General features: G+C 69.0%; 11 protein-coding genes. 3 read left to right on the top strand and 8 right to left on the bottom strand.

Annotated elements, in window-relative coordinates; translation table 11 throughout:
- Window positions 1-182: 182 nt before the first annotated feature.
- Complete coding sequence (locus tag GV068_RS11445) at window positions 183-1,769, top strand: EAL domain-containing protein (RefSeq protein WP_159697497.1); 1,587 nt, start codon at window positions 183-185, stop codon at window positions 1,767-1,769.
- On the opposite strand, the gene GV068_RS11440 is transcribed toward GV068_RS11445, so the two are convergent.
- Entirely contained in the window at window positions 1,766-2,233 is a 468-nt protein-coding gene (locus GV068_RS11440) for an Lrp/AsnC family transcriptional regulator (RefSeq protein ID WP_159697495.1), read from the bottom strand. The two genes, GV068_RS11445 and GV068_RS11440, sit on opposite strands and share 4 nt — an antisense overlap.
- Window positions 2,234-2,372: 139 nt before the next feature.
- Between GV068_RS11440 and GV068_RS11435 the strand changes: the two genes are divergently transcribed.
- On the top strand, window positions 2,373-5,906 hold the full coding sequence (locus tag GV068_RS11435; RefSeq protein ID WP_229464551.1) for an indolepyruvate ferredoxin oxidoreductase family protein: 3,534 nt from the start codon (window positions 2,373-2,375) through the stop codon (window positions 5,904-5,906).
- A gap of 167 nt (window positions 5,907-6,073) precedes the next feature.
- Window positions 6,074-6,325 carry a hypothetical protein gene (locus GV068_RS11430; protein ID WP_159697491.1) on the top strand — a complete coding sequence of 84 codons (252 nt, stop codon included), beginning with the start codon at window positions 6,074-6,076 and terminating at the stop codon, window positions 6,323-6,325.
- Window positions 6,326-6,338: 13 nt separating this feature from the next.
- On the opposite strand, the gene GV068_RS11425 is transcribed toward GV068_RS11430, so the two are convergent.
- The 7 genes from GV068_RS11425 to GV068_RS11395 all read right to left on the bottom strand — a co-directional run bounded on the left by GV068_RS11425 (window position 6,339) and on the right by GV068_RS11395 (window position 18,112).
- Window positions 6,339-9,443 carry a response regulator gene (locus tag GV068_RS11425; protein ID WP_159697489.1) on the bottom strand — a complete coding sequence of 1,035 codons (3,105 nt, stop codon included), beginning with the start codon at window positions 9,441-9,443 and terminating at the stop codon, window positions 6,339-6,341.
- A 19-nt stretch (window positions 9,444-9,462) separates the two neighbouring features.
- A complete protein-coding gene (locus GV068_RS11420) occupies window positions 9,463-12,027 on the bottom strand; it encodes an ATP-binding protein (RefSeq protein WP_159697487.1) in 2,565 nt (854 codons plus the stop codon).
- Complete coding sequence (locus GV068_RS11415; protein WP_159697485.1) at window positions 12,024-13,286, bottom strand: sensor histidine kinase; 1,263 nt, start codon at window positions 13,284-13,286, stop codon at window positions 12,024-12,026. The genes GV068_RS11420 and GV068_RS11415 overlap by 4 nt, the downstream gene beginning before the upstream one ends.
- Before the next feature lie 76 nt (window positions 13,287-13,362).
- Complete coding sequence (locus tag GV068_RS25420) at window positions 13,363-14,967, bottom strand: methyl-accepting chemotaxis protein (RefSeq protein ID WP_159697483.1); 1,605 nt, start codon at window positions 14,965-14,967, stop codon at window positions 13,363-13,365.
- 29 nt (window positions 14,968-14,996) lie between these two features.
- Window positions 14,997-15,371, bottom strand: a complete 375-nt coding sequence (locus tag GV068_RS11405; RefSeq protein ID WP_159697481.1) for a response regulator transcription factor — start codon at window positions 15,369-15,371, stop codon at window positions 14,997-14,999.
- 109 nt (window positions 15,372-15,480) lie between these two features.
- Complete coding sequence (locus tag GV068_RS11400) at window positions 15,481-16,119, bottom strand: response regulator transcription factor (protein WP_308637140.1); 639 nt, start codon at window positions 16,117-16,119, stop codon at window positions 15,481-15,483.
- Complete coding sequence (locus GV068_RS11395) at window positions 16,106-18,112, bottom strand: bifunctional diguanylate cyclase/phosphodiesterase (RefSeq protein WP_159697479.1); 2,007 nt, start codon at window positions 18,110-18,112, stop codon at window positions 16,106-16,108. Before GV068_RS11395 ends, GV068_RS11400 begins: the two co-directional genes overlap by 14 nt.
- Window positions 18,113-18,179 lie beyond the last annotated feature (67 nt).

Genomic DNA, 18,179 nt, shown 5'->3' with positions numbered 1-18,179 from the left:
GCGTCATATCGCGCCTGACCCATGACAATGGGGTCATCGTCAAGGTCGCTCCCTAAGGGGTGACCCGCTTCTGTCCAGCGTGTCCGGCCGGCGCCACCGCCAGGCGCGCGGATGGGGATATACTGGGGCACCGGCCGCCGTCACTACGCGCGACAAGGCGGCCGTCGGAACCAAGGGACAGCATGCGTGGCCGGATCATCCTCTGGATCAGTATTGTCATTGCGCTCGCCTCCGTCGTCGTGCTGCCCTGGCTGGCCTGGCGCGAGGCGCAGCGTCAGGCCTTCGACGCCGCGGCCGACATGACGCGCGCCTATGCGCGCGCGGTCCTCTATCGTACCGACAAGACGGCCCAGCAGGCCGAGCTGGCGATCGGTCGCCTGATGAGCCAGGGAGCGCCACCCTGTTCGCCGGACTCGCTGGCCCTGATGCGCCAGCTCGACCTGACCTCCACCTATATCCAGGCGCTGGGTTTCGTACGCGCCGGGACCATCGTGTGCTCCTCGATGGGCAGCGTGCCGCTGCCGCTGGGCGAAGTGTCCCTGCGCACCTCGAAAGGCATCGCCATCCACCCCCACGTACCCCTGGCAGCGCCGGGTGCGTCGCCGCTCATCGCGCTCGAGCGCGGCGGCTACGCGGCCGTGCTGCACCGCGACCTGCCGCTCGATATCTCGACCGCCATTCCGGACGTCGCGGTCGGGGTGTTCCATGTCGAAGCGGCGTCCAGCGCCGCGCCCGAACTGGCCAAGGGCGCGGTCAAGCGGGCCTGGCTCGGCGCCCTGCGCGGCCGCATGGAGGCCCGCTTCATCGAAGACGGGCGCCTGGTGGTGGTCGTTCGTTCGTCGCGCTTCCTGATCGCGGCGGTGGCTGCGCTGCCGGTCGCTTACCTGGAAGAACGGGCCGAGGCGATCGCATGGCGCCTGGTACCCATGGCCGCGCTGGCAGGCCTGGCAATCGCCGTCGCAGTGCTGGTCCTGGCGCGCCAGCAGCGCTCGATCGCCGCCGCCTTGCGCCATGCACTGCGCAATAACGAGTTCTACCTGTCCTACCAGCCCATCGTCGAGCTGGCGACCGGCCGCTGCGTCGGCGTGGAAGCGCTGCTGCGGTGGCGGCGCTCGACCGGGGAGCAGATCGGCCCCGATCTGTTCATCCCCGTGGCTGAACAGTCGGGCATCATCACCCGCCTAACCGAGCGCGTGCTGGAGCTGGCCGAGGCCGACGCGGGCGCCTACCTGGCGGCCAATCCGGACTTCCATGTCGCGCTCAACCTGTCGCCAGCCGATTTCGGGTCGACTGCGATCGTCGGTATGGTCGAGCGCTTCCTGCAGCGCAGCGGCGCGCGCCCGTCCAACCTGATCGTCGAGATCACGGAACGGGACTTTCTCGACATGGACAATGCCCTGCGCGTGATCGCGGCCTTGCGCGCGCGTGGGGTCGAGGTGGCGGTCGACGACTTCGGCACCGGCTATTCGAGCCTGTCCTACCTGGCAGCGCTGGAGCTGGACTTCCTGAAGATCGACCGCGCTTTCATCGAAGCGATCGGCACCGGGGCGCCGACCAGCCAGGTAGTAGGACATATCATCGCCATGGCGCGCACCATGGGACTGCGTATGATCGCGGAAGGCGTCGAGAGCCAGGCCCAGGCCGACTACCTGCAGGGGCAGGCGGTCCAGTATGCGCAGGGCTGGCTGTTCGGCCGGCCGATGTCGTTTGCGGACGCGGTGCGGCTGGCCGCGCAGCGCGAAGAGCGGGCGGCCGGCGTCGCGGCCTAGAGCGGCAGCGCGGTCTCGTACTTCACTTCGCGCAGCGCCACGCTGGTGTTCAGCTGCGACACGCCCGGCAGCTTCAGGAGCACGTTGTGCAGCAGGTCGTGGTAAGCGTCCATGTTCGCGACCATGACCTTGACGATGTAGTCCGAGGTGCCGGTCACCTCGTAGCATTCCATCACCTCGGAACAGGCTTTCATCTGCGCCTCGAAGGTCTCGACCACGCCCGCCTCGTGGCGCGTCAGCGAGACATGCAGCACGCACACCAGCCCCAGATCGAGCTTGCGGCGCTCGAGGAGGGCGGCGTAGCGGCGGATGTAGCCGTTCTCCTCCAGCTCCTTCTGGCGCCGCCAGCAGGGCGAGGCCGACATGCCGACCCGCTCGGCCAGTTCGTTGACGGACAGGCGGCCGTCCTGCTGCAGCTCGCGCAGGATGCGCATTGACGCGGCGTCAAGGTTAAATTTTTCCATAGAGGGATCAAAACAGAAATAGTTTACCTATTCTGCCTCAAAGCTCGGCAAGTCAGGCAAGTTATTTCCCGTCCAGAGACCTATGATTTCGCTATCAACAAGCCTGCAGGGCTGCATAGTGGAGACAACGATGGGAACGATGCACGAGGAGGTGGGGTCGGCGCTGGTCGATCCTTCCTACCGCCTGGACGACAACCTGACGCGCCAGCAGGGACGGGTGTTCCTGACCGGGACCCAGGCGCTGATCCGCCTGACGGTGATGCAAAAGGCGCTCGACGAACGCGCCGGCTTGGATACCGCCGGCTTCATCTCGGGCTACCGCGGCTCCCCGCTGGGTGCGGTCGACCAGGAAGTCTGGCGCGCATCGAACATCCTGCAGCAGCACGCGATCGAATTCCTGCCCGCGATTAACGAAGAACTGGGCGCGACCGCCGTTCTCGGCACCCAGCAGGTCGGCGGCGATCCGAACCGCACGGTCGATGGCGTGTTCGCCATGTGGTACGGGAAGGGCCCGGGCGTGGACCGCGCCGGCGACGCGCTCAAGCACGGCAATGCCTATGGTTCCTCGCCGCTGGGCGGGGTGCTGGTGGTGGCCGGCGACGACCACGGTTGCGTGTCCTCGTCGATGCCGCACCAGAGCGACCATGCTTTCATGGCCTGGGGCATGCCGGTGCTGAACCCGGCCAACATCGAGGAATACCTGGAATTCGGCCTGTACGGCTGGGCGCTGTCGCGCTTCTCGGGCGCCTGGGTGGGCTTCAAGGCGATCTCGGAAACGGTGGAGGGCGGCGCCGTCGTCGAACTGCCGGAGGCGCCCATGTTCAAGGAGCCCGAAGGCTATGCGCGGCCGGGCGACGGCCTGCATTACCGCTGGCCGGACTTGCCCAGCCTGGCGATCGAACAGCGGGTGGCCGATAAGCTGCAGGCGGTGCATGCCTTCGCCGCCGTCAACTCGATCGACAAGCTGGTGGTGCCGGCGCCCGGCGCCATGCTCGGCATCATCGCCGCCGGCAAGGCCTATCTCGACCTGCTGGAAGCCTTCGAGCGCCTCGGCATCACGCTGGACCAGCTGGAAGCGCTCGGCCTGCGCCTGTACAAGCCGGGTCTGACTTTCCCGCTCGAGCGCAGCCGCCTGCATGCCTTTGCCCACGGCCTTGCCGAAGTGCTGGTGGTGGAAGAGAAGGGCGACGTCATCGAAGGGCAGCTGAAAAGCCTGCTCTACAACCTGGCGCCGGATGCGCGCCCACAGGTTCTGGGCAAGCATGACCTGGCTGGCGCGCCGCTGCTGTCCAGCCTGGGCGAACTGCGTCCCTCGCGCATCGCGCCAGTGCTGGTGAGCTGGCTGGCGCCGAAGCTCCCCCAGCTGCGCCTGGAAGAATTCCTGCCGCAGTTCTGCCGCGCCGAAGTGCTGTCGAACGGCGCCGACGCCGTCAAGCGCACGCCGTATTTCTGCTCGGGCTGCCCGCACAATACCTCGACCCGGGTGCCGGAAGGCAGCCGCGCCCTGGCCGGCATCGGCTGCCATTTCATGGCCAGCTGGATGCAGCGCGATACCTTCACGCTGACCCAGATGGGCGGCGAGGGCGTGCCCTGGGTCGCGGCCTCGCGCTTCACGCGCGAGAAGCACGTGTTCCAGAACCTGGGCGACGGCACCTATTACCACTCGGGCTACCTGGCGATCCGGCAGGCGATCGCGGCGCGCACCAACATCACCTACAAAATCCTGTACAACGACGCCGTTGCCATGACGGGCGGCCAGCCGGTGGACGGCAGCTTGAGCGTGCCGCAGATCCTGCAGCAGGTGCTGAGCGAAGGCGCAGCCCTGGCCGTGGTAGTGACCGACCAGCCGGAAAACTACCAGGGCATCACCCTGCCGGCCGGCGTGACGGTGCACCACCGCAGCGAACTCGATGCGGTCCAGCGCCGCCTGCGCGAGCTGCCAGGGGTCACGGTGCTGGTCTACGACCAGACCTGCGCCGCCGAGAAGCGCCGCCGCCGCAAGAAGAACAAGCCCGACAACATCGTGTTCCCGGATCCGCCGCGCCGCATGGTCATCAACCCGGCCGTGTGCGAAGGCTGCGGCGACTGTGGGGTGCAGTCGAACTGCCTGTCTATCCTGCCCCTGGAAACGCCGCTGGGCCGCAAGCGCCAGATCGACCAGGCGTCCTGCAACAAGGATTACTCCTGCGTTGAAGGCTTCTGCCCCAGCTTCGTGTCGGTGATCGGCGGGCGCCTGAAAAAGCCGGCCGCCGCGAGCCTGGAACTGCGCCAGCTGGAAGAGATGCTGGCGGCGTATCCGCTGCCGCCCGCATACGGCTTCGCCAAGCCCTTCGAGATGCTGGTGGCCGGCGTCGGCGGCACCGGCGTGGTGACCGTGGGCGCGCTGATCACGATGGCGGCCCACCTGGAAGGCAAGGGCGCCTCCACGCTCGACTTCATGGGATTCGCCCAGAAGGGCGGGGCGGTGATGTCGCACGTGCGGCTGGCGCCGTCGCCGAAGCTGCTGCACCAGGTGCGCATCGACCTGCAGCAGGCGGACGCCTTGCTGGCCTGCGACCTGGTGGTGGCCGCGATGCCGGACGCGCTGGCCGTCATGCGGCGCGGCCATACCAGGGTCGTCGCCAACGAGAACGAGACCCCGACCGCGGAATTCACGCGCGACCCGGACGCCGACATCCGCAAGGACGATCTGCTGGCCAAGATCACGGATGCGGGCGGCCCGACCCTCCGACTGAACGCCCAGCAGGTGGCGGCCAGCGTGCTGGGCGACCCGATCGGCGCCAACATCCTGATGATGGGTGCGGCCTGGCAGCTGGGGCTGGTGCCGGTCAGCCTGGAAGCCTTGATGCGCGCGATCGAATTGAACGGCGTCGCGGTCGAGATGAACAAGAAGGCATTCATGCTGGGACGCTTGGTCGCGGCGGACGAGAAGGCGGCGGCGCGCCTGGCGCAGCCGGCCAGGGTGGTGCAATTCACCCCGCCGGCCTCGCTGGAGGAGCTGGTGGCCTTCCGCGTCGACTGGCTGACCCAGTACCAGGACGCCGCCTACGCCGAGCGCTTTCGCGCCGCAGTGGCGGGGGTGGAAGCGCGCGAACTCGAGATCGACGGCCCGGATTCGAAGCGCGCGGTCGCCAAGGCAATCGCACGCTCGCTGTTCAAGGTGATGGCCTACAAGGACGAGTACGAAGTGGCGCGCCTGCACACCCGGACCGGTTTCCTCGAAGGCCTGGCGCAGCAGTTCGAAGGCGACTTCCGCGTCGAGTACCACCTGGCGCCGCCGCTGCTGGCTCGAAAGAAGCCCGGCTCGGACGTCCCGGCCAAGATGCGCTTCGGCCCTTGGATGCGCAGCGCCTTCCGCATGCTGGCGCCGCTCAAGGCCTTGCGCGGCACCGTCTTCGACCCGTTCGGCTACACCCACGAGCGCCGCGCCGAACGCCGGCTGCGCGACGACACCCTGGCCCTGGCCGGGATGCTGGCAAGCGAACTGAATGCCGGCAACCGTGCGGCCGCCTTGAAGCTGGCCCAGCTGCCGGAATCGATCCGCGGCTATGGTCACGTGAAGGCGGCGAACATGGCGCGCGCCGAAACGGAAGCTGCTCGCCTGCTGCAGACGTTTCGGCAGCCGGTGAAGGAAGTCGTGCTGGTGCGCAAGATGGCTGAAACAGGGTCTTGAATTGGCGCAATCCCGCGCCGGCCCGCGCGGGGAGAATGATGCTGTCAGGCAAAAATCCGTGTTATACTGCACTGCAACATAACACGAACGATCGCCGGCTTCTGCCGGCGATTGTCGTTTTTGCACCCGACTTTCATTTCTTTCATTGCCAACTTGGGAAGACCGCCATGGGCCACGACATCAAAAATCTCGGTGAAGCCGTCGCGCTGCTGCAGCGCGTCTGGCACGAAGCATCCGCTTTCTTCCTCAGCATCGAGCTGTGGCTGATGGTGCTGGTGGCCGCCAGCACGGTGGGCGGTGTCTGGCTGGCCGTCATGGGCGATGTCTGGAGCCTGCTGGCCTTTGCCTTCGCCTTCGGCTACATCGGCGCGCGCACCGTGCTGCACCTCAAGCGCATCCTCAACTGGCCTTTCATCTGAGGCGGCAAGCGCCTCAGTCCCGCCGCATCTTCGCAGCCTGCGCCAGCGTATCGGCCAGCAGGCTTGCAAACTCCACCGGCAGCGAGGCCGATCCGGGCTGCGCGTCCAGGCGCGCCGCGAGGCCGGCCGCTGCGGCGGCGAGCGCGCCCGCTCCGGCCGCGCCCGCGTCGCCCTGCAAGCGGTGTAACAGTCGGCGTGCGCGCCCAGGCTCGCCGCTGGCGAGTGCAAGCTCGAAATCTTGTTGGAAGGCAGCGCCTGACATGCACAGCTGCGCCAGTGCGGCGCGTGCATCGGAGCCGGGGTTGGCGTCGATCAGCACGGACTGGTCTTGCGCCGGCTTGCCCAGCCAGTGCGCCAGCCTGGCCGCCAGCAGTTCGAAGTCGATCGGCTTGGCGATGTGTTCGTTCATTCCCGCTTCCAGGCACAGGCGCTCGTCCCCGCTCATGGCGTTCGCCGTCATGGCCAGTACCGGCAGCCGCGCGTGGCGCGGGTCGCTGCGGATCCGCCGCGTCGCCTCGTAGCCGTCCATGACCGGCATCTGGCAGTCCATCAGGACCAGGTCGAAAGCGCGAGCGGCCAGCAGGTCGAGGGCTTCGCGCCCGTTGCGCGCCACGGTGGTGCGCACGCCCAGGATATCCAGCATGCCGCGCGCGACCTCCTGGTTGATCTCGTTGTCTTCGACCAAAAGCACCTCGGAGCCCCGCAGCCCCGTTTCCCTGGTCCCTGCATCGTCGGCCGGGCCATCGAGCGCCGTCTTTACGGCGCGCGCCGTGTCGCGCACGCTGCTCGCGATGGCGTCGAACACGCTCGAGGGTGTCACCGGCTTTTCCAGCACGCCGAGTTCGTCAAGATCCGCGGCGTCCGCCAGCAGCTCGTCGCGGCTGTAGGCGGTCACCATGATGATCGACAGGGTCGACGGAATGGCCGGGTTGGCGCGGATCGCCCGGAGGGCTTCCAGGCCGTTCATGCCCGGCATGACCCAGTCCATCAGGACCAGCTGGTAGGGATCGCTGCGCTGCTCGGCATGTTCCAGCTCGGCGATCGCCTCGGCTGCACCGGCGACGGCGACGGCCGTCATGCGCATCGAGTCAAGGATGCCGGTGATGATCTCGCGCGCGGCCGGATTGTCGTCCACCACCAGCACCCGCATCCGTCCCGGCAGCACCGGCGCCAGCGCGAGCGCGCTTCCTCCGGGCGTACGGTCCAGGCGCGCGGTGAACATGAAGCTGCTGCCCACGCCCGGTTCGCTCTCGACCCAGATGCGCCCGCCCATCAACTCGACGAGGCTGCGCGAGATCGACAGTCCGAGCCCGGTGCCGCCATAGGTGCGGGTGGTCGAGGCGTCGGCCTGGGCGAAGGGGCGGAACAGGCCCTCCATCTGCTGCGTCGTGATGCCGATCCCGGTATCGCGCACTTCGAAGCGCAGCAGCACGTCGCCGGCGCCACGCTCCAGCAAGCGCAAGCCGACGATGATGTTGCCGCGTTCCGTAAACTTGATCGCGTTGTTGACGAGGTTGAGCAGCACCTGGCCGAGGCGCAGCGCGTCGCCGCCCAGTTCGAGCGGCACGTCGGGCGCGACGTCGAACAGCAGTTCCAGGCCCTTCTCCTGGGCGCGCAGCACGGTGAGGGAGGCCAGGTTGTCGAGCAGCGCGCGCACCAGCAGCGGGCGCTTCTCGAAGCGCAGCTTGCCCGCTTCGATCTTGGAAAAATCGAGGATGTCGTTGATGATCCCCAGCAGCCCGTGCGCGGCACGGTCGGCCTTTTCCAGGTAATTGCGCTGGCGCTCGTCGAGGCCGGTCATGAGGGCCAGCCGGGTCATCCCGATCACCGCGTTCATCGGGGTGCGGATCTCATGGCTCATGTTGGCCAGGAACTCGCTTTTACTGCGGGTTGCCGCTTCCGCCGCCTCCTGGGCACGCTGCATCGCCGCCAGGGCATCGCGCTGCTCGGTCACGTCGATCCCGAAACTGATGAGGGCGACCTCGCCACCCTCGGGGCCGAGCACGGTGTTCTGCCAGGCCATGCAGCGCTCGGCGCCGCCGGCGGTGCGTATGGATCCTTCGTCGGTCGCGGGGACGGCGTCCCAGCCTTCGCGCGCCGGCCAGCGCGCGGCTGCCTGGGCGTCGAACAGCGGCGCCTCGCGCCAGATCCGTCCCAGCATCTCGGCGCCGGCATAGCCGGTCACCTTGCTCGCGGTCTCGTTGAAGATCACGACCCGGCCCTCCCGGTCGAGCCCGACCACGACCACGTTCGCGCTGTCGATCAGGCGCTCCGTCAGTTCCTTGGCCCGGCGCAGCGACTGCTCGGCGGCGGCGCGCTCTTCCAGCATGTGCGCCAGGCTGGCGCGCATTGCGTCAAGGGCGTCCAGCAAGCGCCCTGGTTCGTCCGGATGGCGCGCCAGCGGCTGTTCGCGCATGTCGCCTCGCGCGACCCGGCCGGCCAGCGCCAGCGCCTCGGACAGCGGCGCGGTGATGCTGCGCCGCACCGTCACCGCCGCGGCGGTGGCGGCCAGGACCGCGGCGAGCAGGACGCCCAGCTGGATGCGGCGCTCGCTCTCGATCCGCTCCCGGGCGCGCGCCTCGCTGCCGGCTGCCAGCGCGGAGGCGCGTGCGACCAGGGTGTCGATCGTCTTGCGGTGCAGGGCGAAGGCATCGTCCATGCGCGCGAGCGCCGCGCGCGCAGCCGGCTGGTCGCCCTGCGCGATGGCGGGCGCCAGCACGTCGCGCGCCAACGCATAGAAGGCCGCGCCGCTTGCGCCTACCGCGTCGAGCGGCGCGCCCAGGCCGGCGCCGTGGGCACGCCATTGGCGCAGGCGCGCCTCATGGGCGTCGCGCAGCAGTTGCAGGCGACCCAGATAGTCGCGCGCCAGTGCCGGGCTGCCCGGACGGATGCCGCGCTGCAGCGACAGCAGGTAGGCTTCGGACACGTACAGCGAGGGCGGCAGGGCGTCGGCGACGATGTCCTTGGAGGCGGCGATCTGGGCATACAGCGGGCCATTGACCTTCAAGTGGTCGAGGGTGCGAAAGGACCAGGCGCCGTAGGCGGCGAAGCCGGCGGCGAAAATGCCGGTCAGGAGCAGCAGGCGCCGTGACAGGGAAAGCTTGCGCAGAACATTCATGGGAAACTGAGGAAAGGGTTCAGGTGGACGGCGACTGCTCCAGCAGCGCGCACAGTTCTCGGTAGCGGTGCCGGTCGAGCATGGCGTCGATGGCGTCGGCGAGCCCGGCTGGCCCCGTCTCCCGCAGCGCGGCGACCAGCGCGCGCGCATGCTGCAGATCGAGCTGGCGCAGTGCGCCATGCAGGGCCTGGCGCTGGGCAAGCGGCACCAACGCCAGCTGGCCGGCGGACAGGGGCGTCGCGGCCGATGGCGGTGGCTGTTCCGGCGCTGGCGTGGCGACGGTCCGGGGAGCATCCGGCCCGGCGGTCGCCAGGCCCAGCGAAAACGCGAAGCAGGATCCCTGGCCGGGCGCCGAGCGCAGCTCCAGCACCGCGTCCATCAGGCGCAGGTATTCGCGGGCGATGGTAAGGCCGAGGCCGACCCCTGGAGGATGCTTTTCCGCGCCGGCCTGCACGAAGGCTTCGAAGATGCGCGACTGGTCGGCGGGCGCGATGCCGATGCCGCTGTCCTTGATGCTGAAGCGCAGCAGAACCCGGTCCTGGGCGGCGTCGAGCGGCTCGACGTCGATCCGGACTTCGCCCGTCTCGGTGAAGGCGACCGCGTTCGTGGCAAGGTTGAGCAGCACCTGGCGCAGCCTGGGGCCGTCCGCGATGTGCGGGGCCAGGGGTGGGCAGGAGTACGAAAGACCCAGGCCCTTGCGCTGCGCTTCCGGACGCAGGCGCTCCAGCACGTCGCGCAGCAGGGCCTCGACCGCCACCGGACCCGGGTCCAGCCGCACCTGGCCCGATTCGAGCTTGGCCAGTTCCAGGATTTCGTTGACCATCCCAAGCAGCTGCACGCCGGCGCCGTGGATGAGGCGCAGGTTGTGGCGCTCGTCCTCGAACATGCTGGTGGAGGCGGCCATCATCTGCGAGAACCCGATGATGGCGTTCAGCGGCGTGCGCAGCTCGTGGCTCATATTGGCCAGGAAGGCGCTGCGCGCGCGGCGGGCGTCCTGCGCGTCCTGCAGCGCGCGCGACAGGTCGGCCGTGCGCTGTTCGACCACGGCTTCGAGATGCCCGCGGTAGTGACGCAATTCCTCTTCGGCGCGCACCCGTTCGCTGATGTCGACGTAGCCGCCGCGCAAGAGTGAGCCTCCGGCCGAGGGCAGGGCTACCACGCTCACCTGGCAAGGCGTGCAGCGGCCGTCGAGCGCGCGCACCGTGCGCTGCACGCTGAGCTCTTCGCCGGCCAGGCCGCGCTCGGCGTTGCGCAGCACCGACTCCTCAAGGGCCAGGCCATCCGGCTGGTCCTCGGCGTAGAAACGGGCGGGCCCGCTGCGCAGCAGTTCCTCGCGGCTGGCGCCGAACAGGCGCTCGGCCTTGGTATTGGCGTCGACGAAGCGTCCCAGGGCCGGATCGTAGACGACGATCGCTTCCGGCGCATGCTCGACCAGCACACGGTAGCGGCGCTCGGCTACCCGCAGGCGGCGCTGCTGCAGCAGCAGGCCGCCGGCCAGCAGTGACAGCAGCAGGATGATGAGCAGGGCGGCGGCCGATGCACCCGGGTGTGCGCGCCACGGCGACACCGGCTTGTTGACGTACAGCGTATCGGCCGGCAGCAGCCCGGGGTCGGCGCCCCAGCGCCGCAACTGCGCCCAGTCGTAGAAGCTGGTCGGCTGAACCGGCAGCACGGTGGCTCCCCGCGCCACGCCGCGCCGTCCGGCCAGGATGTCGAGCGTCAAGCCGGCCGTCATGGCGGCGGTGCGCTCCACGTGCTGCACCGCGCCGCCCAGGCTGCCTTCGCCCACGGTCAAGTTGAACAAGACGAAGCTTGGAACCCGTGCGGCGCGCATGATGCGCAGCCAGATGTCGTAGGTCGCGATGGTGGCGCCCTCGACGTCGCGATTGATCATGCCAGCGAGGATGAGCGTACCCGGTCCGGCCTGGGCGGCGCGTGCGACCATGCCGTCGAAGCTGAGTCCGTCGGTAAACTCGAGCCGAGCGCGCAGGCCCAGTTCGGCTGCAACCGCCGCGATTTCACGCTTGCCTTCCTGGTCCGCTGGTCCCGTGCCCACCGCTACAAGGATCCGTTCTGTGGCCGGGAACAGGGCCATGGCCTGCTGCAGTGTGCGGCGAACGTGCGGACGCGCCGGTATCAGCAGCATGCGGTAGCCGGCGGGCGCGCCGCGCGGATCGAGGCTGGAGCCGTCCGACAGCAAAGTGGCCTGCTGCGCGAGCGTGGGCAGCTCCTGCAGCAAGAACTCCGTCGCCGGCTGCTGGATGGCGACGATCAGGTCGGGCGGCGCGGCGCGGTAGCGTTCCTGCAGCAGTTCGCGTAGGCGCGCGCGCTGTGCGGGACCATTGTCGGTCTCGAGGTTCAGGTACTCCACCGCGATATGGTCGCGCGCCATGCCGCCCTCCAGCAGGGTCGCGGTATAGGCTCGGATGAATTCCTGCACGCCGGGGCGTCCGTAGGCGAAGGAGGCCAGCAGCAGGACGCGCTTGTCCGGCGGTGGGGCGTCAGCCGCCCGTGCCGGCAGCAGGCATGCCAGCATCAGCAGCGCCGTCAGGCAGCGCCGCCAGGATGGCAGCCGTGGGTTCATGCGGGCAGCGTCCCCCGCGCTGCGCCAGCGGGCAGGAGGAAGCCGACAGTGGCGCCGCCTTCCGGGTTGTTGCTGGCCGTCAGTCGGCCGCCATGGGCCTGGACGATGGCGCTCGAAATCGACAGGCCGAGTCCCATGCCCTGCGGCTTGGTGCTGGCGAAGGAGGCGAAACCGGTGGGCGCTTCGCCATCGAAGCCGCAGCCCTGGTCGGAGACCCGCACTTGCACCTCCCCGTGCAGGCGCTCGGCGCGGATCGCGATGCAGGCGGCGCCGGGGCTGTCCTGCATCGCGTCCATCGCGTTCAGGACCAGGTTGACCAGTACCTGTTCCAGCTGCACGGCGTCGCCACAGACTGCGAGCGGCGTATCCGGCGCCTGGACCTCGATGCGGATGCGGCGCTTGCGCGCCTCCGCCGCCAGCAGGCCCGCGACCTGGCGCACCAGGCGTGCCAGGTCGAGCTCTGCGTGCACTGGTTCGCCCTTGCGCAGCATGGTCCGCATGCGCTGGATCAGGTCGCTCGCGCGCAGGTTGTCGCGCCGGATGTCGCCCACGATCTCGGCGATCTCGCCAAGCGCGGGCCGAGGGCGCGCCAGCAGCAGTTCGGCGGCTTCGGCATTGCTGAGGATGGCGGCCAGCGGCTGGTTGAGCTCGTGAATCAGCGAGGCGCACAGCACGGTGGCGCTGGCATTCCGGTTCAGGTGGGCGATCTCGGCCAGGCGCAGGCGCGACTCGCGCTCGGCGGCGTCGCGCTGCTGCTTCTCCGCGGCCAGGGCCAGCTCGCTGCGCAGCAGCTGCTGCGCCTTGGCTTCGACCAGCTGCTGCAGGTGCGCGTTCTGGTAGGCCAGCAGGCGGCGCAACTGGCGTAGTTGCAGCTGGGCGGCGACGCGCGCCTTCACTTCGAGGAAATCGTAGGGCTTGGCGATGTAGTCGACCCCGCCGGCTTCGAAGCCGCGCAGCTTGTCGTCGGTATCGTTGAAGGCCGACAGGAAGATCACCGGCACGTCCTGCAGGGCCGGGCTGCGCCTGAGCTGGCGGCACACCTCGTAGCCGTCCATCCCGGGCATGCGCACGTCGAGCAGGATCAGGTCGGGCGGCTGGGCCTGGGCGCTCCACAAGGCCAGCTCGCCGTCCGGGGCTTCGCGCACGCGGTAGCCGGCCTTCGCCAGCAGCGAGGCAAGCAGGCGCAGCGATGCCGGCGTGTCCTCGACCACGAGGATGTCGCCGGATTCGGATTGCGGCAAGGCATCGTCAGCTCTCATCCATCGCTCCCGGCCGGCGCGCAATAGCGGCGGCGTATGCAGGAATCATAGCCGTATTGACAGCCAGGCTCAACATTTATTGCGAAAGCGCAAGCCTTGTTGCGATGGTGCTTTCCGCAGGCCGCGCTGGCGCGGCGGCGCGCGTGGTCCTGAACACGCTGACGGTCTGCGCCAGGCCCGCCGCCTGTTCTTCCAGGCTGGCCGCGGCCGCGGCCGACTCCTCGACCAGGGCGGCATTCTGCTGGGTCACGGTGTCCATCTGGACCACGGCTTCGTTGACCTGCTGGATGCCGGCGCTCTGTTCCTCGCTGGCGGCGGCGATCTCGGCCATGAGGTCGGACACTTCGCGCACCGCCAGCAGCAGACCGCCGATGGTGGCGCCGGCGTGGTTGACCAGGGCCCCGCCCTGGCCGATGCGTTCTACCGAATCGTTGATCAGGTCGCGGATCTGCTTGGCCGCGGCGGCCGAGCGCTGCGCCAGGTTGCGCACCTCGTTCGCCACCACCGCAAAGCCGGCGCCGTGGGCGCCCGCGCGGGCCGCTTCCACCGCCGCGTTCAGCGACAGGATATTGGTCTGGAAGGCGATGCCGTCGATGACGCCGATGATCTCGTTCATCCGGCCGGCACTGTCCTTGATCTGGTCCATGGTGGCGACCACCTGGCCGACCACCCGTTCGCCGTCCGCGGCCTGGTCGGCCGCCTTGACCACCAGCTGGCGCGCATGGCGCGCATTGTCGGCGTTCTGTTGCACGGTCGAGGTCAGTTCTTCCATCGACGAGGCGGTCTCTTCCAGGTTGGCGGCCTGCTGTTCGGTGCGCGCCGACAGGTCGAGGTTGCCGGCCGCGATCTCGCGCGAGGCAACGGCGATCGTGTCGCTGCTCAGGCGCACGGCGCCGACGGTGCGCGCCAGCGATTCGCTCATGTCCTTGAGGGCGCTCAGCATGCGGCCCATTTCGTTGGTGGAGTCGATGTGGAAGTCCTGCGCCAGCTCGCCGGCCGCGATGCCGCGGGCGGCGCGAATCGCATTGTCGAGCGGAGCGCTGATGCTGCGCACCAGCCACCAGCCGGCCAGCGTCCCCACCACGGCGGCCAGCAGCATCGCGCCGGCCACCAGCAGGCGGAACTGCTGGAAGTGTTCCTGGGACGACTCGTACTCACGTTTGCCGACGTCCTGCTGAAGATCGATCAGCTTGCCCAGCGCCGGACGGGCCTGACGGTACAGATGGTCGACCGCGCCATGTACCAGCACCGTCGCGGTGCCGCGGTCGCCATTTCGTAGTGCGGTGATCGCGGGCCGGACGCCGTCGCGGATGAATACCGCGCGGTGCTGTGCGAATTCGTCCGCGAGCATGCGCTCGTCCGCCGTCATTTCGGTGTTGCTGTAGGCCTCCCATACCTTGCCGCCCTCGTCGATATCGGTTTCGATCGCATCCATCTGGCCCGCGATATTCCGGTCCTGGTCGGTGAGGGCCTTGGCCAGCATCAGCTGGTGGCGGTTGGCCAGGCGCACGACCCGGTCGAGCTGGCCGAGCGCGATCAGGCGGTCTTCATAGACGGTCTTGAGCGATCCGTTGACCGACTGCAGGGCGAACAGGCCGCCGGCGCCCAGCGCCACGCAGGCGACCAGGAGCAGGCTGATGACCGCCGTGAGGCGGGTCTTGATCAGGATGTTGTTGAGCACGGTAATCCTCGTATGGAGTGGTTGGAAGGCTAGTGCGGACGGCGGCCGGCGATCGCCAGCACGATCGCGTCGAGCAGGTCGCGGGCGCCGACCGGCTTGTGCAGGAAGCTGCTGCAGCCCAGCGCCTCGGCCCTGGCCTGGGCTTCGGGGTCGCTGCGGCCGGTGATGACGATGACGGGAAGATCGGGATGGCGCTGGCGCAGCAGCGCCTGCAGCTCGACCCCCGACATGCCGTCGAGGTCGACGTCGGCGATCAGGCAGGCGGGCAAACCGGCCGCCAGGCAGTCCAGGAACTGTTCCGCGGACGGGAAGGGAGCGACCGTATAACCGCTGATTCGCAGCAGGCGCGCGAGGGCGCGGTTGGTAGGCAGGTCGTTTTCCACCAGGGCGATGTGGGCATCCATGGGCAGTGTCTGGCATCGTTGTCGATGCTGCACTGTAGGGCCTGCGGCAGCGCCTGTAATTTGTACCTTGGTACAATGCGCGCCGGCGTGGCCGGCGCTGTGGCCGTGCTTAGGCGGCCTGCACGATGCCCAGGCGCGCCGCGGCGATCACCAGTTCGGCCAGCGAGCCCGCGCCCATCTTTTCCATGACGCTGCGGCGCTGTTCCTTGACGGTGCGCTCGGTATTCCCGAGCTCGTAGGCGACCTGCTTGTTGAGCAGTCCCTGGACCACCAGGCCGAAGACTTCGCGTTCGCGCGGCGTCAAGCTGGCGAAGCGCTGGTTCAACACCTCGCGCTCGGCCCGTTCGCGGCGGCCGCTGTCGTAGCGCGCAAGGGCGCGCTCGACGGCGTCGAACAGCTGCTCGCTGCGCACCGGCTTGGGCAGGAAATCCTCGGCGCCGCCCTTGATCGCGCGCACGCTGCTGGCGATGTCGCCGGAACCGGTCAGGAAGATGATGGGAAGGGGGTTGTCGCTGCGCGCCAGCAGGTCTTGCAGGCCAAGGCCGTCGAGGCCGGGCATGTTCAGGTCGAGCACGATGCAGCCGGGCGCGGCGCTGGTCGGGGCCAGCGCGAAACACTCGGCGCTGTCGTAGCCGAGCACCGTATAGCCGGCCGCACCCAGCAGGCGCTGGAGCGCGCCGCGGATGGCGGCGTCGTCGTCGACTACATGGATGGTCGCTGCAAGGGGCGGCAAGTCACTCATCTGCATGGCGCATATTATCTCCACGGACACACGATAACGCATATTCCGGGACCGGAGCAACTGCCTCGCGGGCAGCGGCAATGCGGCCGCAGCGGCCAACCAGTTCCTCGAACCCTGCCAGGCTCAGCGGGCGCGAGAACAGGAAGCCCTGGAATACGCGGCAGCCGAGCTCGGTCAAGAGGGCCCGCTGCGCATCCGTCTCCACGCCTTCCGCCACCACTTCGAGGCCGAAGCTGCGGCCCAGCGCCACCACGGTGCGCACGATGGCCAGGTCGTTGGCGTCGCTCAGGACGTCGGCGACAAAGGTGCGGTCGATCTTGAGCTGGTCGATCGGAAGCCGCTTGAGGTAGGCGAGCGAGGAGTAGCCGGTGCCGAAATCGTCGAGCGAGATGCCGACCCCGGCATCCTTCAGGGCCCGGATGGTCGCGATCACGCCCTCGGTGTCGGCCAGCAGCAGGCCCTCGGTCAGTTCCAGCTTGAGACGGCGCGCGTCCACGCCGCTGTGCGCCAGGGTGGCCAAAACCTGGTCGACGAAACCTGGTTCGGTGAACTGGGCGGCGCTGACGTTCACCGACAGCGTCAGGTCGCCCAGCAGCGGGTCGCCCGACCAGGCCGCCAGGCGCGCGCAGGCCGTCTCCAGCACCCAGCGCCCGAGCGGGAGGATCAGGCCGGTACCTTCGCACAAGGGAATGAAGCTGGCGGGCGGCACCAGGCCTCGCAGCGGGTGGCGCCAGCGCACCAGCACCTCGGCGCCGAGGATGCGGTCGGCGCTGTCGACCTGGGCCTGATAATGCAGTTCGAACTGGCCGCTCGACACCGCCAGGCGCAGGTCGTTCTCGAGCGCGAGGCGGGCCGCCTCGACCGCTTCCATTGCCGGGTCATACAGGCGGATCAGGTTGCGACCGCCTGCCTTGGCCTGGGTCAGCGCGTTCTCGGCACGCCGCATGAGCTCCCGGGCCGGCGGCGTATCCGGCGCTGCGAGGGCCAGGCCGATACTGGCCGTGCAGGCCTGGCGCAGGCCGTCGAGCTCGAAGGGTTCGGCCAGCGCGTCGCGCAAGGCCTCGGCGACGCGGACCACGTGCTCGTGCGCGGCGCCCGCCGACCAGGGCAGGTCGGTGAGCAGCACCGCGAAGCGGTCGGCGCGCACCCGCGTCGCCAGTGCGTCCGGCCCGAGCCGGAACTGGATGCGCGCGGCCACGGCGCGCAGCAGCAGGTTGCCGCGATCGCTTCCCTGGGCGGCGTTGAACATGCTGAAATGGTCGAGGTCGAGCATGAGCAGCCCGGTCCGCTGGCGCGCCTCGCGCTGCAGCAGCAACAGGCGGCCCGCGAGTGCGCCCTGGCCCGGCAGGCCGGTCAGCGCGTCGCGGGCGTCGGGGTCGCCGGCCGCACTGACGGCTTGGGAGCGCCGGCTGATGTCCTGGATGGTGCATAGCAGGACCATGGCGCCCTTTCCGCGCTCGCTGACCCGGCCGCGCAGGTGCACCCAGCGCGTGCTGCCGTCGGCCAGGCTGAGCCGCAGCATGTCGTGGTCGAAGCTCTCGCCATCGATCCACGCCGCGCGCACCGCGCGTTGCAGCCTGACCCGGTCGCGCCTGCCGAGCAGGCCGAACAATTCTGCGGGCCCATGCCCTGCGCCGGTTCCAAGGCCGGTCAGCGCCACGAAGGTCGAGGAAGCATGCCAGATGCCGTCGTCGAGGCCATAGCGCAGGCTGCCGATGCCTGCCAGCTGCTGGAAATCGCGCCAGCCCGAACGGCTGGCGTTGAGTGAACGCTGGGCGCGCGCATGGCGGCGCCAGGCCGATAGCGACAGGGCGAGCAGGAGCGCCAGGCTGCTTCCAGCCAGAAAGGCGGCTGGCGGCAGCCGCACGACAGGGGCGAAGGCCGCCGTGGCGAGACCCAGCGCGATGGCGCTCAAGGCGAGGATGCAGGCGCGCGGATCCACGCCGATCCGGGAAGCGCGCGGCCGCGCCGGGCTAGATTGTTTGTATTGCGACAACATGACGTTCTCTCCGGGTCCTGGGGGACGGCAGGTAGATGCTTTGCCGATGCTTGCATCAGGACTGTAG

This window comes from Massilia sp. 9I (assembly GCF_902506415.1).
Lineage (GTDB): Bacteria > Pseudomonadota > Gammaproteobacteria > Burkholderiales > Burkholderiaceae_D > Telluria.
This window is presented reverse-complemented; position numbering and strand designations above follow the sequence as displayed.

Bases quoted from the DNA above. Each gene is read 5' to 3' on its own strand.
- GV068_RS11445 (WP_159697497.1), top strand. From the start codon at position 183: ATGCGTGGCCGGATCATCCTCTGGATCAGTATTGTCATTGCGCTCGCC.
- GV068_RS11440 (WP_159697495.1), bottom strand. From the start codon at position 2,233: ATGGAAAAATTTAACCTTGACGCCGCGTCAATGCGCATCCTGCGCGAG.
- GV068_RS11435 (WP_229464551.1), top strand. From the start codon at position 2,373: ATGCACGAGGAGGTGGGGTCGGCGCTGGTCGATCCTTCCTACCGCCTG.
- GV068_RS11430 (WP_159697491.1), top strand. From the start codon at position 6,074: ATGGGCCACGACATCAAAAATCTCGGTGAAGCCGTCGCGCTGCTGCAG.
- GV068_RS11425 (WP_159697489.1), bottom strand. From the start codon at position 9,443: ATGAATGTTCTGCGCAAGCTTTCCCTGTCACGGCGCCTGCTGCTCCTG.
- GV068_RS11420 (WP_159697487.1), bottom strand. From the start codon at position 12,027: ATGAACCCACGGCTGCCATCCTGGCGGCGCTGCCTGACGGCGCTGCTG.
- GV068_RS11415 (WP_159697485.1), bottom strand. From the start codon at position 13,286: ATGAGAGCTGACGATGCCTTGCCGCAATCCGAATCCGGCGACATCCTC.
- GV068_RS11405 (WP_159697481.1), bottom strand. From the start codon at position 15,371: ATGGATGCCCACATCGCCCTGGTGGAAAACGACCTGCCTACCAACCGC.
- GV068_RS11400 (WP_308637140.1), bottom strand. From the start codon at position 16,119: ATGCAGATGAGTGACTTGCCGCCCCTTGCAGCGACCATCCATGTAGTC.
- GV068_RS11395 (WP_159697479.1), bottom strand. From the start codon at position 18,112: ATGTTGTCGCAATACAAACAATCTAGCCCGGCGCGGCCGCGCGCTTCC.